This is a genomic window from Novosphingobium sp. G106, from assembly GCF_019075875.1.
GTDB lineage: Bacteria > Pseudomonadota > Alphaproteobacteria > Sphingomonadales > Sphingomonadaceae > Novosphingobium.
In genome coordinates this window covers 221,934-236,389 of record NZ_JAHOOZ010000003.1, presented here as the reverse complement: position 1 = coordinate 236,389, position 14,456 = coordinate 221,934, and the positions used below count along the sequence as shown (strand labels likewise).

At 61.6% G+C, this 14,456-nt stretch carries 10 protein-coding genes and 5 pseudogenes; 12 read left to right on the top strand and 3 right to left on the bottom strand.

Annotated features, from left to right (window positions below):
- Positions 1-48 precede the first annotated feature (48 nt).
- Both copD and copC read right to left on the bottom strand, forming a co-directional pair.
- On the bottom strand, positions 49-981 hold the full coding sequence (gene copD / locus KRR38_RS33295) for a copper homeostasis membrane protein CopD (RefSeq protein ID WP_217408060.1): 933 nt from the start codon (positions 979-981) through the stop codon (positions 49-51).
- A 5-nt stretch (positions 982-986) separates the two neighbouring features.
- Complete coding sequence (gene copC, locus KRR38_RS33290) at positions 987-1,370, bottom strand: copper homeostasis periplasmic binding protein CopC (protein ID WP_217408059.1); 384 nt, start codon at positions 1,368-1,370, stop codon at positions 987-989.
- A gap of 136 nt (positions 1,371-1,506) precedes the next feature.
- Here copC and KRR38_RS33285 point away from each other — a divergent pair, with 136 nt between their 5' ends.
- From KRR38_RS33285 to KRR38_RS33250, 8 genes and pseudogenes are all read left to right on the top strand, one after another.
- Positions 1,507-1,785, top strand: coding sequence for a hypothetical protein (locus KRR38_RS33285; protein ID WP_217408058.1), 279 nt, complete (start codon positions 1,507-1,509; stop codon positions 1,783-1,785).
- Between the two features lie 20 nt (positions 1,786-1,805).
- On the top strand, positions 1,806-2,237 hold the full coding sequence (locus tag KRR38_RS33280; protein ID WP_256449654.1) for a periplasmic heavy metal sensor: 432 nt from the start codon (positions 1,806-1,808) through the stop codon (positions 2,235-2,237).
- A complete protein-coding gene (locus KRR38_RS33275; protein WP_217408056.1) occupies positions 2,234-2,797 on the top strand; it encodes an RNA polymerase sigma factor in 564 nt (187 codons plus the stop codon). Before KRR38_RS33280 ends, KRR38_RS33275 begins: the two co-directional genes overlap by 4 nt.
- 64 nt (positions 2,798-2,861) lie before the next feature.
- Positions 2,862-4,664, top strand: coding sequence for a copper resistance system multicopper oxidase (locus KRR38_RS33270; protein ID WP_217408055.1), 1,803 nt, complete (start codon positions 2,862-2,864; stop codon positions 4,662-4,664).
- Positions 4,665-4,954: 290 nt separating this feature from the next.
- Entirely contained in the window at positions 4,955-5,716 is a 762-nt protein-coding gene (locus KRR38_RS33265; RefSeq protein WP_309141244.1) for a copper resistance protein B, read from the top strand.
- A 163-nt stretch (positions 5,717-5,879) separates the two neighbouring features.
- A complete protein-coding gene (locus KRR38_RS33260; RefSeq protein ID WP_217408053.1) occupies positions 5,880-6,155 on the top strand; it encodes a metal/formaldehyde-sensitive transcriptional repressor in 276 nt (91 codons plus the stop codon).
- Between the two features lie 2 nt (positions 6,156-6,157).
- Positions 6,158-7,090, top strand: coding sequence for a CDF family Co(II)/Ni(II) efflux transporter DmeF (gene dmeF / locus KRR38_RS33255; protein ID WP_217408052.1), 933 nt, complete (start codon positions 6,158-6,160; stop codon positions 7,088-7,090).
- A 71-nt stretch (positions 7,091-7,161) separates the two neighbouring features.
- A pseudogene (locus KRR38_RS33250) lies at positions 7,162-7,452 on the top strand (arsenical resistance protein ArsH); the annotation flags it as partial.
- On the opposite strand, the pseudogene KRR38_RS33245 reads toward KRR38_RS33250, so the two are convergent.
- A pseudogene (locus KRR38_RS33245) lies at positions 7,447-8,368 on the bottom strand (recombinase family protein). The pseudogenes KRR38_RS33250 and KRR38_RS33245 overlap by 6 nt on opposite strands.
- Before the next feature lie 444 nt (positions 8,369-8,812).
- Here KRR38_RS33245 and KRR38_RS33240 point away from each other — a divergent pair.
- From KRR38_RS33240 to KRR38_RS33225, 4 genes and pseudogenes are all read left to right on the top strand, one after another.
- On the top strand, positions 8,813-9,811 hold the full coding sequence (locus tag KRR38_RS33240) for a helix-turn-helix domain-containing protein (protein WP_254515863.1): 999 nt from the start codon (positions 8,813-8,815) through the stop codon (positions 9,809-9,811).
- 413 nt (positions 9,812-10,224) lie between these two features.
- A pseudogene (locus KRR38_RS33235) lies at positions 10,225-11,395 on the top strand (AAA family ATPase).
- Between the two features lie 49 nt (positions 11,396-11,444).
- A pseudogene (locus KRR38_RS33230) lies at positions 11,445-12,501 on the top strand (ParB/RepB/Spo0J family partition protein).
- Between the two features lie 85 nt (positions 12,502-12,586).
- Positions 12,587-13,814: pseudogene (locus tag KRR38_RS33225) on the top strand (replication initiator protein A).
- The last annotated feature ends 642 nt before the right edge of the window (positions 13,815-14,456 follow it).

Below are 14,456 nucleotides of genomic sequence, written 5' to 3'. Positions count from 1 at the left end.
AGTCGCCACTTCATGAACCTTCACATCATGTCAGGGTCAACAGCCAATTCATCTTGTTGTGCTCAGCGGGTCCAGGGTGCCGAGCCAGGCGACCAGGGCGAGGATAGCGAGCGCGGCACTGCCCTCGGCCAGCAGGCTTCGCCTGAGACCGACCACGGCCAAGGTCGGGCTGTCATTGCGGATCCCAAAGCCCAGTGCTGGTGTCAGGCGCCAGCGATTGAGCGCTGCGATCGCCAACATCGCGGCGAACAGCAGCAGCTTGCAAATCAGCAGCTTGCCGTATGCCGTCAGGGGCAGCTGCGTGAAATGCGGGAAGCCCACGACGGCCAGGCAATTAATGATGCCCGTTGCCACGATCAGACCGACGGCAAGCGTGCCGACGCGCGAAAATCGGTCGAGCGCGCGATGCGCTATTGCAAGATGCGCCTTCGACCGGGCAGCGACGGGCCGAAACAACATCCATGAAAAGGCGGCGATGCCGCCAATCCAGACCGCTGCCGCCAACAAATGGACAATGTCGCTGAAGCGATGGGCGGTTCCCGGCCATCCCTCGGTCGCACCGGCGTGGCCGGTCCAGATCAGCGTCGCGACGGCAAGTGCCGCCGAGACAAGGAGGCCGACGCGAGCAGTCGTTGGACTTCGCGTAAGGGCCAGCGCGGAGAGGACAGCTACCGTCATGGCGGCCATGCGAACCATCCACGCAATGCCGATTGCCGTCTCGCCGACGATTTCGCTCAGGCTTGCGCGATCGATGACCCGCAGGCTCGAACCGGTCATCGACGCAACGAGGGCAAGCATTGCGAGAGCGGAGAGTAAAAATCCGGCCGACGACAGCGCGATTGCAGGTCTGGCCAGAGGCAAGACGCCGGCTGCGTACTCGTCGCGAGTCAGGGCATAGAACGAAAACGCCGCCATGCCCGCCAGCACCATCAGGTCGGCGTAGAGCGCAAACCGAAGGGCGATGACGGGCAGGTTGTCCATGCGGCCTACCGCACCGTGAAGTTGAAGTTGCCGCTCATGCGGTGGGTGTCCGCACCCGCAGCGGTCCACGTCACCTGATAGGTGCCAGCCATGAGCGGGCGCCTGAGAAGCAGCGTCATCGACTTGCGGTCCTTGCCGATCTGGGCGGTGAAGCCGGTGATCGCCATCGGCGCATGATTTGCCATGCCGGGCATCCCCGTCATGGCGATCTGCGCGCGAGCGGTGGCGCCGATGACGGCCTCGTTGAAGCGCAGCTCGATCTTGGTCGGGGCAGCGACAGTGGCATTGGCCGCGGGGCTCGACGAGACGAGCGCGGTGTGAGCCGCGGCAAGCTGCGGGGCCGCAAGCCCCAGAGCTGCGACGGCGAGGGCAAGACTTGGCAAACGCATTGGCGATCTCCTTGGGCTGCGTGTCACCCGAAATACGCAGCCGACGGCGCAACCCCTTGGAATTTTCTCGAGGAATTTTCGTGAGGGATCGCGTTGGCGCCCGCGTATAGGGAGCCGAGACTTAAGGAGACTGCCCGTGCCCGATATTGATCAGGCGCTTCACCGCCTTGGCGCTTTGCCGGTTCCTGTGGAGCTGGACGAGATCGACGATGCCGTATTCGCGTGCCTTGCGCGCCGCAGGCGAGAGGCGGCGGCCACGCCGCGCGTGATGGGCTTTGCCGTCGCCCTCGCATTGATCGTGGGAATTGCAGGAGGCGGGCTCGCGGGTAGTGAACCTGCGTCCGCGCAGCCAATGTCGCCCTTTGCGCCCGACAATCCGCTCGCACCATCGACCCTGCTCGATGTTCATCCGTGAACTGGGGCAAGCGGGTCGTCTTGATCGCGATCGTCGCCTTCGTGGCGGCCATGGGCGGCACCTATGCCGGGCGCACGCTCTTCGCGCCTCAAAAACAGACAGAAACCGAACTTCACGCGCTGCTGCACAAGGAACTGAAACTCGATGCTGCGCAGGAAGTGAAGATTGAGGCAATCGAGCAGCGATTTGCCACGCGGAGAAAGTCGCTCGAACTCGAGATGCGAGCCGCGAACGCCCATCTCGCTGAAGCGATCGAGGCTGAGCATGGCTACGGTCCCGAAGTCACCGCGGCGATCGATCACACGCATCAGGTCATGGGAGAGATGCAGAAGGAAACGCTCGAGCATCTGTTTGCCATGCGGGCCGTCCTGAAGCCTGAGCAGACAGCACAGTTCGACAGAACCGTGGTCAAGGCCCTGACCCCTGACACGTCACCGCCTGAAAAACGGTGAGTCTGCCGCTGTCCGATGGCAGCGACGCGGAACTCGCGGCGCTGGCGCTCGCCGGCCGGCAAGACGCCTACCGCGAGCTACTGGCGCGGCACCGCGAAGGCGTATTCCGCTTGGTCCGCGCAACCACCGGAGATGCGCATGAAGCTCTCGATGTCACCCAGGAAACCTTTGTCGCGGCTTTTGCATCGCTTGGACGCTACGACCGCGAACGACCGTTCTCCGTCTGGCTCAGGCAGATTGCGCTCAACAAATGCCGAGACTGGGCTCGCCGGCGCCGGGTGCGGTCGTTTTTCACCCGCGCGGCACCGCTGGACGACGCAGCCGGCATTTTCGACGAGGCTGTCCCGGCCGATGTACAAGCTGAAAACCGGACCGAGCTGCTACGCGTGACCGCCGCCATGGCGCGGTTGCCCGCGCGCTTGCGCGAGGTTCTGGTGCTAAGAACGGTCGATGGCCTGACCCAGGGCGAGGCCGCACAGGTGCTATCGGTCAGCGAGAAAACCGTCGAGACCAGGCTTTACCGTGCCCGGACCAAATTGAAGGCGCTGCTCAGCGATTAGCTTTGAGGGTTGCGGCGCGGCGCTGCGTATGGGGCAGTGACGTCAATTTTATCCGGTCATGCCCATGCCAGCAATCTCACTCGATCGACGCTCTCTGATACGCTCCGTCGCGTGGGGAGGCGGAGGGCTCGCACTTTCAGCGGCGCTACCGGCCTGGGCTCGCAGTGGAACGCAAGGACTTACCGCGCCCATGGCGACGGTGGCCGGCGAGGACATTCGTCTCTCGATCGGCCGTGCAATGATCGGCGTCGCGGGACGCGAAGGACATGCCATCGGTATCAACGGCGCCACTCCCGGACCTGTCATTCGGCTAAAGGAAGGTCAGAATGTCCGCCTGGCGGTGGCGAACACCCTCACCGAGGAAACCTCGATCCACTGGCACGGCCTGCTGGTCCCGTTCCAGATGGACGGCGTTCCGGGCGTCAGTTTCCCCGGGATCAAGCCGGGACAGAGCTTTCTCTACGAGTTCCCGGTGCGTCAGTCGGGCACCTACTGGTATCATAGCCATTCGGGGATGCAGGAAGCGATGGGGCTCTATGGCGCGATCGTGATCGATCCCGCGGGATCCGACCCCGTTGCCTATGACCGCGAGCATGTGATCCTGCTTGCCGACTGGAGCTTCACCCATCCGCATGAACTGCTGCGCAAGCTGAAGGTGCAGCCGGGCTATTTCAATATGCAGAAGCAGACGCTTTCCGGGCTGTTGGCCGGCAAGGACCAAAGCGCTTCCGAACGGCGCATGTGGGCAAAGATGCGGATGGATCCAACCGATATATCTGACGTCACCGGCTCGACCTACCATTTCCTAGTCAACGGCCACGACAGCGCGGCCAACTGGACGGGGCTTTTCGCGGCCGGCGAGCGTGTACGCCTGAGGATCATCAATGCATCGGCGATGACCAACTTCAATGTCCGGATTCCGGGGCTTGCCATGACCTTGGTCGCCGCCGACGGGCAGAACGTGCAGCCGGTCGAGACCGACGAGTTCCAGATCGGCATCGCCGAGACTTACGATGTGATCGTCCAGCCTTCGGCCGAACAGGCTTACGGCTTCATTGCCGAGGCTATCGACCGCTCGGGTCAAGTCCGCGCTACGCTGGCGCCGCGCCTTGGCATGGCGGCGCCAATCCCCGTAATCCGCGAGCGCCCCATCCTGACGATGAAGGACATGGGCATGGGCAACATGGACATGTCGTCCGAGAACGCCGCGAGCGGCGGCGGAATGACGAACATGGATACGTCCGGCGGCGAAATGGCCGGGATGGACCACTCGGCAATGGGCCATGACATGGGCGGCATGGATCACGGATCGATGAAGATGCGCGATCCGTCCGTCGCGCCGCAGGTCAAAATGGGGCCAGGAGTCGCGACGCTGGCCCCGATGCCCGTGGACCGAACGGGCGAGCGCCCGACCGGACTTGAGAATGTCGATCACCGCGTGCTCACCTATCGCGACCTGAAGTCGCTCGCGCCCAATCCCGACTCCCGCACGCCATCCCGCGAAATCGACCTGCATCTGACCGCCAACATGGAACGCTACATGTGGTCGTTCGATGGTGAGAAGTTTAGCGAGAACACTGACCCGATCCCCTTCCGGCATATGGAGCGGGTGCGCGTCAATCTCATCAACGACACGATGATGCCGCATCCGATCCACCTTCACGGCCACTTCTTCGAGGTCGTGACGGGCAATCCCGGCCATCACCCGCTGAAGCATACGGTCAATGTCCTGCCTGGGGGCAAGGTGTCGTTCGATCTGACCGCCGACGGTCTCGGCGACTGGGCGTTTCATTGCCACATGCTGCTTCACATGATGTCGGGCATGTTCCGTGTCGTAACCGTTCGCCACGAGGAGGACGCGGCATGAGAACTCTTCTGCTCGCCAGTGCCGCGGCGCTGCTCGGCGTACCCGCCATGGCTTCCGCCCAGTCCTCCATGCCGGGCATGGACATGAAGGCCGCGCCAAAGCCCGCAGAGGCTAAGCCGGCGCCGGCACCCGCCGAAGATCACGGCAACCATGACATGCAGGGCGCTGCTGCTCCGACGTCCGACCAGGCCGATCCGCATGCTGGGCACAAGGCGACCTCCAAGCCTGCCAGTCCATCGGACACGAGCACCATGGATCAGTCGGGTCACGGCATGGCGGAAATGCCAGGTATGGCGCCCAGCGGCGGCGAAGTTGGCACCGCTCCGGCACCTGCACTTCCAACCGACCACGCCGCGGATGCCTTGTTCGACCCTGTCGAAATGGCCCGAGCGCGCGAAGGGCTCCGGCGGGAAAATGGCGCATTCAGCGGATCGAAGATCCTTTTCGATCTCGCCGAATATCAGGCGCGCAAAGGCGGCGACGGTTATCGTTGGGAAGGTGAAGCTTGGTTCGGCGGCGACATCAATCGCTTGCTGATCAAGGGCGAAGGTGAAGGCACCTTTGGTGAAGCCATCAAGGACGTTGAAGTCCAGGCGCTCTATTCGCGAGCGATTTCGCCGTTCTGGAACGCTCATGTCGGTCTGCGGCATGACATCGTACCCAACCCATCGCGCACCTACGGCGTGGTCGGCGTCGAGGGCATCGCGCCCTATTGGTTCCACGTGACGGGGCAAATCTTTCTCTCGGACAAGGGCGATGTCCGTGGGCGGCTTGAAGGCAGCTACGATGAGCGCATCACCCAGCGGCTCATTTTCCAGCCTCGCGTCGAAATCAACTTCTCCGCGCAGGACATGCCTGCGATCGGCGTTGGATCGGGTCTTTCAAGCTTCGAACTGGGTGCGCGGCTGCGATACGAGATGCGCAAGGAGTTTGCGCCGTATGTCGGGTTCGAGTGGGCCAAGAGGACCGGGGATACTGCAAGATTTGCGCGACTCGCCGGGGAAAATCCTGACGCGGTGAATTTTGTCGCTGGAATAAGGTTCTGGTTTTGAAGGATAGCGACGGCACGTGGATCTCCCCGGCGGACTGACTGTCTGGCGCGCCTTATCCCTGGTCGCGTGAGCCCACGTTCCAATAGCTACATAGCCGTCATTTTGGCTGTTCGTATCTGCCACCCCTTTACCGTTACACTGTATAGGGGTAGGGGGTATGCCTATGGCGCACCTTTTCCACAGCAATAGCGATCTCGTAGCGCGCGTCCGCCGTATTTCGGGCCAGGTCGGCGCCGTTGAGCGTGCGCTACAATCGGACGCAGGATGCAGTGAGATTTTACATCTTGTGGCCGCAGTCCGCGGCGCCGTGAACGGTCTTTTGGATCAGATCATCGCTGAGCACCTCGAAGCCCATGTTTCGGCGCCCGGACTCACGGACAAGGAACGCGCTGAAGGTGCGAACGAACTGCTGGTGGTGATCCGCCGTTACGCGAAATAGGAATGAGTATAACGACGCTGCCCGACATTGACGGCCACACTCATAATCACGTGTTTCTGGGTTCATCGCATGACGAGAATGCGCGCCGTACGCGCTGGGTGATACCACTCACCACAGTGATGATGGTTGGTGAGATCATCGCCGGCTATATGACAGGCTCGATGGCGCTTCTGGCCGACGGCTTTCACATGGCAACGCACGCTGGCGCATTGTCGGTGGCCGCTGCCGCCTATACCTATGCCAAGCGGCACGCACGCAGCCCGAACTACAGCTTCGGCACGGGCAAGGTTGGCGATCTGGCCGGGTTCGCGTCGGCGATGGTGCTCGGCCTGATCGCGCTCTGGATCGGCGTGGAATCGGTTCTCCGGCTGCTGCAGCCAACTGCTGTTGCGTTCGGGGAAGCGACCATCATCGCTATCGTTGGGCTCGCGGTGAACATCGCTAGCGCCTTCCTGCTCTCGGGCGGCCATGGGCACGAAAACCATCATGACGGACATCATGACCATGGACATGCGGCCCATCGCGGTGACAACAATCTGCGGTCGGCCTACGTCCACGTCCTTGCCGACGCCCTAACCTCTCTGCTGGCCATCGCTGCCCTGCTCACGGGCCGTTATCTTGGATGGGTGTGGATGGACCCCGTAATGGGGATCGTCGGCGCGGTCGTCATCGCGCGCTGGTCCTGGAGCCTGCTGCGCGACACGGCTGCCGTTCTGCTCGACCGGACAGACGATCACGTGGCTGAGGAAGTGCGCGAACTGGTCGAGACGCCCGGCGATGCCAGGATTGCGGATTTGCATGTCTGGCGCGTGGGGCCGGATGCCCATGCAGCCATTGTCAGCGTCGTTGCCGATCGCGGCGTCACTGGGGCGATTATTCGCAGCAGGCTTGTGTCCGTTCACGAGCTTGCGCACCTCACGGTAGAATGCCGATAGCATGGCAGATTTATGTTCCCGGAAACTGTCGAACAGCACCTAGATAACGTGCTTGAGTTCGCGGCGCTTTTCGGATCCTCGGGCGCTGGATGCGCATGGTAACGATCCCGAACCAGTCCAACGTCTCGATGGTCTACAAGGAATTCGACGCCGCGGGCCGGATGCTCCCCTCGAGCTACTATGACCGGATCGTCGATGTCATGGAGGAACTGGTCCGGTTCACGGTGCTGCTCAGGCCGCACACCGAGCAAATGACCGACCGGCATTCAGAGCGCGTCGAGCAGGAACGGCCGGTGGCGAAAGCCGCGGAAATTCTCTCCTCGCTGCAGGACGGAAGTGCTATAGTTGCGCGCCGACTATAGGCGATCTTCACCCGCCTCGTCTGCTCCTTCATCGAGCAGATGCAGCGCCTTGGCCTTGGCGATCACGCGCCTGACCCCTTCGGGCGCCCACGCGAAACCACCGCGCGGGGTCGGTTCGCGCAGATCACGTGACAGCCAGGAGGCAATCTCGCGCAGCGTAGAATCGGGGTGCGTTCTCAGCCGGTCGGCCACGAGCCGAGCCACACGCGTGTCGGGCGGCAAACGCGGTGCGGGATCGAGGATGACCGCGTTCGCATAGCCGGCTCTGACCAACGTGCGGCACGCTTTTACCAGCGTGCGCTCGCTGAACGACCGCGCCGCCGGCGAGATCGCGCGGATCTGGCGCAGGCACCAGCGCCCAGGGAAGATGCGGGCGCAGACGCTCGACCGTGGGCAGCCAGCGCTGCCGTCCGTCAACCAGCGCGTGGAGATAGCGCTCGTTGTGGCTGTAGCGGATCTCGGCGATCGCCGCAGGATCGCGCGCGCGCATCTTCGGGTTGCCGGGCTTTGCCCCGCGCGCGACCGCCGCTTTGAGCCCGGCCCGCGTCCGTTCACGGATCAGCGCCCGCTCGAACTCGGCAAAGGCGCCAAGCATCTGGGTCATCAACATGCCCTGCGCGCTCGAGGTGTCGATCGGATCGTTGATCGAGCGGAAGTAGGCATCCTTGGTGCGCAAAGTCTCGACGATCTCCAACAAATGCGACAACGAGCGCGCCAGACGGTCGATGCGGACGACCAGCAGGGTATCTCCCTGCCCTACCCTTTCCAGTGCCCGAGCGAGGTTCGGCCGTTCGCGGCTGCCGCCGCTGGCCTTGTCCTCCAGAATCACGCTGCAGACCTCGGCGCGAAGCGCATCGCGCTGCGCGGCCGTGTCCTGCTCATCGGTGGAAACGCGGGCGTAGCCAATCAGGGCCATTTGTCACATTCCATAGAACGGGGGCAACCGACCGGTTGCCCCCGTATGATATAAATTCGACGACGTCCTGGCCAGTGCTGATTGATGCAGAACTGCGGGCTTAGATGGATTCTGCTGCCGCACCGCGACACACGCCACGCGCTCCCCCGAGCGGTCAGGCGCTTCGTGAGTGCGCTGTACGCGTAGACCGGAAACGACGCGGCTCCGCGGGATTAGCGCGGCAAGAGCCCGCCAGTCCGGCCGTATTTTGCCCAAAATCCGGAGGTTTGCGAACATTCTGACGCGCTAAATCGCGGGAGGTCCTTGAGTCCGGCCGTATGCGGAAACCGACAGTAAGCGATACCGGCAAATCGGCTTAAAAGATAGGGTCGCGATAATCTCCCATTATCACGACTAAGTATCACGGCCAAGTTGACTAAAATGGCCTCCGGGTTAAAAGATGGCATGGAACAGGCGTCCGGATCGGGCCGTTACGGCCCCGCTTATAGCGCGCAGATGGCCAGTGCGATCGCCTCTTGCACGGGCGCGATTTCTCGCCTCGACGCCCGGATTTGCGTCAGTCCGGTAGCCAAGGCCTGGGCGCGGCGCGCAATGTGGTCGGGCTATGCCAAGGCCTTACAACTGCAGCAGGCCGAGATCGACGAAATCGACGTATTTTCCTGGGGCTGCGGACTCAAAGTGCCCGGCCGCGCCCTCCGTACCACGCATCTCGACGTCTACGAAGACTTCGAGCCCTGGGAGGCCGCGCTTGCCGATAGCGATCCCCTCGCCTGGCGCGACGCGCTGCCGCTCGCGATCGGCGAACCGGCAGAAGCCGCAGACCACCCGCCTCTCGTACGCGCGTTCGACCGCGTACGCCAGCATGCACGCGCCGTTGGCAGCATCGTCCCCTGGCTCGCACTCCCCTTTGCGCTGCGCGACATGAAGATGACCGCGAGCCCCCTCCCCTGCCTCGCCGGCGGGGTGAAGGCCTTCCGGCTCAAGAAGACGCCGCAAGACGACGACTGGCTCGCCGCGCTGCGCGCGCTAGGCAGCAGCGCTCTTGCGGGCCTCGATCGGATACACGCACTCGAGCGTTTCTACCGCGATGCCCAGCGGGCCATTGCCGAGCAGTATCGCCCTGGCGCCCTCCCCGCGCTGCTTGCGCTCAGCCACCACCGCCCGCTGCTCTCCCCCCAGGCGGTCGCCGATCGGCTAGGGCTCAGCGTGGCTGGCGCCAGCAAGCTGCTCGAACGCGCGAAGGAAGCCCGCCTACTTGAGGAGATCACGCAGCGCCGCACCTGGCGCCTGTTCCTCACGCCCGACCTCGCCGCGGAATTCGGTTATGTGGAGCCTAAGGCGGGGCGTCCCACTAAGGAGCCCCTCCCCTACCCAGTGACCGGAATCTTGCCGCAGCCTTCGATGCATTTGACGAAGAGATGGCAGCGATCGACGCGTTGTTAGAAAGCCAGTCCGAACGCGCTGCACGATGAGAATATACTGCAACACGGAGTATTTTGGGCTCCTCACCGGAAAACGGCATTTAGTATTTTGTAATTACTAGAGAAATTTGAAGTCCTGTTTCAGCCTCGTACAGAGCCAAACGGCGCGCTCGGTAGGGCAGGAGGGCCGCTGGCGCGCGAAAGCGCTGGAAGGGCCGTCTGAGGTCAAATTCGGGCTTACGCGCCGCAGCAGGATGCTGATTCTCTCTGATTTTCCCCAAAGCTTGACGCCCGTTCGTCCGGTTCGCGCGTGTGTTGGTGAAAAATGTCGCTGAATTGCATAAATGAATGACTTATGGCACATCTGCTTGAGAAAAGCTTCAAGGAGACGCCAGAGTGGCAAGCGTACATTCAGTCGTGAGTCAGATCGGGGACATGGCGGAAGCCGGCGAACGAATGATCGAGAGACTTCGCCGCAAGGCTTTTTTGCCCGAAAGTCGAAAAGAGCTGAGCATTCGCTTTGGAATAGCCGAGGCAGCGCAGCTTCTCAATTGTTCCACGAACCGCATTCGCATGGCTGAAGAGGATGGGCGTCTCCCCCCTCCCCCCTGCTTCCGAAAATGGTCGCCGCCCTGGGTATTCCGTCGAAGAGCTACAAAACATGCGCAGCGTTCTTGGCGCGTCGCCAGAGCGGGCTCCCCTAGATGTGCCGGCGGTGATCGCCGTGCAGAATTTCAAGGGTGGCGTCGGCAAATCCACCGTGACCACCCACCTCGCGCACTACTTCGGGGTGCAAGGCTACCGCGTTCTGGTGGTCGACTGCGACAGTCAGGCGACTACGACCACCCTCTTCGGGTTCAATCCGCATTTTAACATCACCCGTGAAGAGACGTTGTACCCGTATCTCTCAATCGACCCGACCCAGGCCGACCTGCTCTACGCTGTAAAACACACGCCTTGGCCGAACGTGGACCTCATCCCGTCAAACCTTGAGCTCTTCGACGTCGAGTACGAACTCGCGGCCTCAGGTGCAGATGGCCAGTCGATTCTCGCGGCCCGCTTTCGAAAGCTCAAACAGGGCCTGATGGATCTCGCCCGCAACTACGACATCGTTATTCTCGACCCGCCGCCCGCGCTTGGCACAATCAGCCTCGCAGTTATGCAGGCAGCAAACGCCCTTCTCGTGCCGCTCGCGGCAACCACACCTGATTTCTGTTCAACGGTGCAATTCCTCTCAATGCTTGACCAGGTTTTGAGCCAGCTGAGCTCGGTAGGTATCGAGGTGGACTACAGCTTTGTGCGGCTGATTTGCTCTAAATTCGATAGCAACGATCCCAGCCACGCCATGGTCCGTTCCATCATGGAGCAGACATTCGGGCCCGCGCTACTTCCGGTACCCATTCTCGATTCCGCGGAGATTAGCCATGCTGCGCTTCGGATGATGACGGTTTTCGAACTCGAAAAGCCGATCGGGACCCCACGAACCCACAAGCGCTGCAAAGCAAACCTCGACGAGGCGATGGGCCAAATCGAGCAACTCGTTCGCCAGAGCTGGGGCCGCATTGCGCCCGCCTCGGAAGAGGAACTGCTCCATGCGACTGCATAGCTTGAACGTCGCTCGTCACAACCCTTCCAGATCGGGACGGAGATAAGCCATGGCCCGTAAGCAATCCGACTATCTCGCCGATCTCCTCGCAGAGGACCAGGAAAGCCCAAGCACCCTCCCCTCGTCTGAGATCGTAGAGCCAGCGTCACCTGTCCGTGAGCGCCCCCCGGGGCACTACTCTGCTCAGCCGCGAGAGCGCGCTGGCGCGCGTTGCTACTGGCGAAGTCCGTCAAGTTACCCAGCTCCTTCTCGATCCGGCGCGCGTCCGTATTTGGCCTGGAAATGCCCGCTCTTACGCGCACCTTTCGGAAGAGAGCTGCCGCGAACTCATCGACGCTATCATTGCCGAAGGTGGGCAGAAGGTTCCTGCGGTCGTCCGGAGGGTCGAGGGGGACCCGCAGTGCGACTTCGAGGTCATTGCCGGGACCCGCCGACATTTCGCGATCAGCTGGCTTCGGGGAAACAGCTATCCGGACATGCAGTTCGTCGCCCAGGTTGCCAACCTTGATGACGAGGCGGCCTTCCGGCTCGCAGACATCGAGAACCGTGCCCGCAAGGACGTGTCAGACCTCGAGCGCGCTCGAAATTATGCTGCAGCACTGAAGACCCACTACGGCAACCGAGCAACGAGAATGGCGGAGCGCCTGCGCGTCTCCAAGGGCTGGCTCTCCAAGATGCTTAAAGTCGCTGCGATTCCCGACGCGATTGTAGGTGCCTTTGCGTCCCCGGCCGATCTTCAGCTCAAGCCGGGCTACACCCTTGCCCAAGCACTAGACGACAAGGTCGCGGCCGGTGCAATTTCCCGAGCAGCTATCGCGATCGGAAAAGAGCAAGCTGCGCGCCGTAGCAAATCTCAACCTCTCATTCCCGCGCCGGAGGTCCTTAAGCGACTCCTGTCTGCGGCGGCGGGCGCCGATGGCCGAGAGGCTCTATTCGCTGCTAGTTCACCGCTCGGCCGGCCGATGCTAACCGTTCAATCTGCCAACCGCCAAGGGGTCACAGTTCGGCTGCACTCGGGATCGGGAGCGGAAATCGATGACCTCGTAGAAGCGCTCAAGAACGCTTTGGCCGATCTCGAATCCCAAGGGAAAGGTCTGATGAGGTGAACTTCAGGCCGGCAATCTCTTCCGCCGACCGGAAAGTTTCCCCGGGGAAACTTTTTACCACCCTCCCCTGCCCCGGGATTCTCGGATGACCGAAGCACGCAAACAAGGCATCGCTGAACAGTTCGATTTGTTCCTGCCCTATCTCGCTGATTTGCCGCTGCGCGATCAGCGCGAGATGATGGAGCGTCCGTTCTTCAGCCTCGCCAAGTCAAAGCGCACCAAGCCGATCGACTACACCTCCCCCGACGGGAAACTCTGGGTCCATGTGTCCGCTAATCCCGACTATGGCATGGCCACGATTTGGGACGCGGACATACTCATCTATTGCGCAAGCGTCTTGGCTGACATGGCACGGCGCGGCCAAAACGATGTTCCCCGCAAACTACACATTATGCCTTATGACCTTCTTCGGGCCATCGGCCGACCCACAACCGGGCGCGCGTACGAGCTGCTGGGTCAGTCACTGGACCGCCTCGTTTCCACAACTATCAAAACGAACATTCGCGCCGAGAATCGCCGCGAGGCCACCTTCAGTTGGTTAGACGGTTGGACCCAACTTGTTGACGAGCGCACCGAAAGATCTCGGGGCATGACCCTTGAGCTTTCCAACTGGTTCTGGGAGGGCGTCATGATGAAGGGTGGCGTTCTCTCGATCGACCGCGCCTATTTCGATATCACAGGCGGTCGTGAGCGCTGGCTGTACCGCGTCGCGCGAAAACATGCAGGAGGCGCCGGCGACGACGGCTTTGCGATCTCGATGCCCGTGTTGTTCGAAAAATCCGGGGCCGAGGGTCTTTACCGCCGCTTTAAATTTGAAATGCTGAAGCTGGCTGAAAAAGACGACCTGCCTGGTTACGGTTTATCTATCGAGCCGGGCAGGGGGAGGGGAGCCCAACCTTCGAATGCGCCGTGTGGATGGTAAGAACGGAGCAGAAAAACGGTTGGCTGACCAATCCAGCGTCCAGAGTGTTTCCCCGGGGAAACTCGAAGCTCCGGCACGGACGTCAAGGTCGAAATCCAGCGTCGAAGGCGAGGCGATAGAATCCTCGCCGTCCTCGATACTCGACGCACATTCACTTATCCGTTCGACGATCGCAGGCTTGTCGACCGCTGGTACGCGCGGGTTCATGACCGATGACACGATCGACCATCTCCGGGAGAAGTGCCCGGGATGGGATCTATACGCCCTGCATGCGGATTTCGAACGCTGGGTAAATGCCGATGCAACGCGCTCCCCGGCCGACTGGCAGAAGGCGTTCATTGGGTGGGTCAAACGCCACCATGAGAATCATCGCCACGAACTGCGCGGCTAGTGCCGAATTCGCCGCGGCCCATGTTCCTGAAGTGTCGGGTGGAAGAGGCGAGGCTTCAATTGAAACACGAAACGCGCGGCGAGCGGCACAAATTTGAACCTCATTGGCTCACAGACCGTGCGAAATGATTCAATCCGACGGCATCGAAGCACGCTCTACCCAAACCTTCGATACATTAGGAACGCAAGTCGACCTATCAGGAACAGACCGTCGACCTTTCAGGAACGCCAGCGTCGACACAACGAGAACGAACTCTCGACCCATCAGGAACACCCCGACCAACGCGACTCGCATGGAATCGCTCGATTTCGAGCATCTCCCGAGCCCCTAACCTTAGTAAAAGTCATATAAACCAATCTAACCTAGTCGAAGCCTTTAGGGCATTTGATTTTAGTGAGGGTGATAGCGGGTACGGGTCTGAATGCTTGCCACGGCAGATCAGAAACGCGAGTGAGCGAAGACCAGCTGATCGGGGCAATTGGAATCGCCTTCCCAGCTTCCAACGCAACGTGAAATTGTCCAGTTGGTGCCTAAGTTATTGAGGCGCAACAATATTATCCGTCGCCACGGCCATATTGGGCCGACATGGCGACGCGAACGGATAGAGGAAAGGGGGAGGGACCTTCGCGATCCAGTTGTTGG

What these genes read in the sequence shown, in the direction of transcription:
- KRR38_RS33270 (WP_217408055.1), top strand. Translation starts at nt 2,862, where the DNA reads ATGCCAGCAATCTCACTCGATCGACGCTCTCTGATACGCTCCGTCGCG.
- dmeF (WP_217408052.1), top strand. Translation starts at nt 6,158, where the DNA reads ATGAGTATAACGACGCTGCCCGACATTGACGGCCACACTCATAATCAC.
- KRR38_RS33265 (WP_309141244.1), top strand. Translation starts at nt 4,955, where the DNA reads ATGGCGCCCAGCGGCGGCGAAGTTGGCACCGCTCCGGCACCTGCACTT.
- copD (WP_217408060.1), bottom strand. Translation starts at nt 981, where the DNA reads ATGGACAACCTGCCCGTCATCGCCCTTCGGTTTGCGCTCTACGCCGAC.
- KRR38_RS33240 (WP_254515863.1), top strand. Translation starts at nt 8,813, where the DNA reads ATGGAACAGGCGTCCGGATCGGGCCGTTACGGCCCCGCTTATAGCGCG.
- copC (WP_217408059.1), bottom strand. Translation starts at nt 1,370, where the DNA reads ATGCGTTTGCCAAGTCTTGCCCTCGCCGTCGCAGCTCTGGGGCTTGCG.
- KRR38_RS33260 (WP_217408053.1), top strand. Translation starts at nt 5,880, where the DNA reads ATGGCGCACCTTTTCCACAGCAATAGCGATCTCGTAGCGCGCGTCCGC.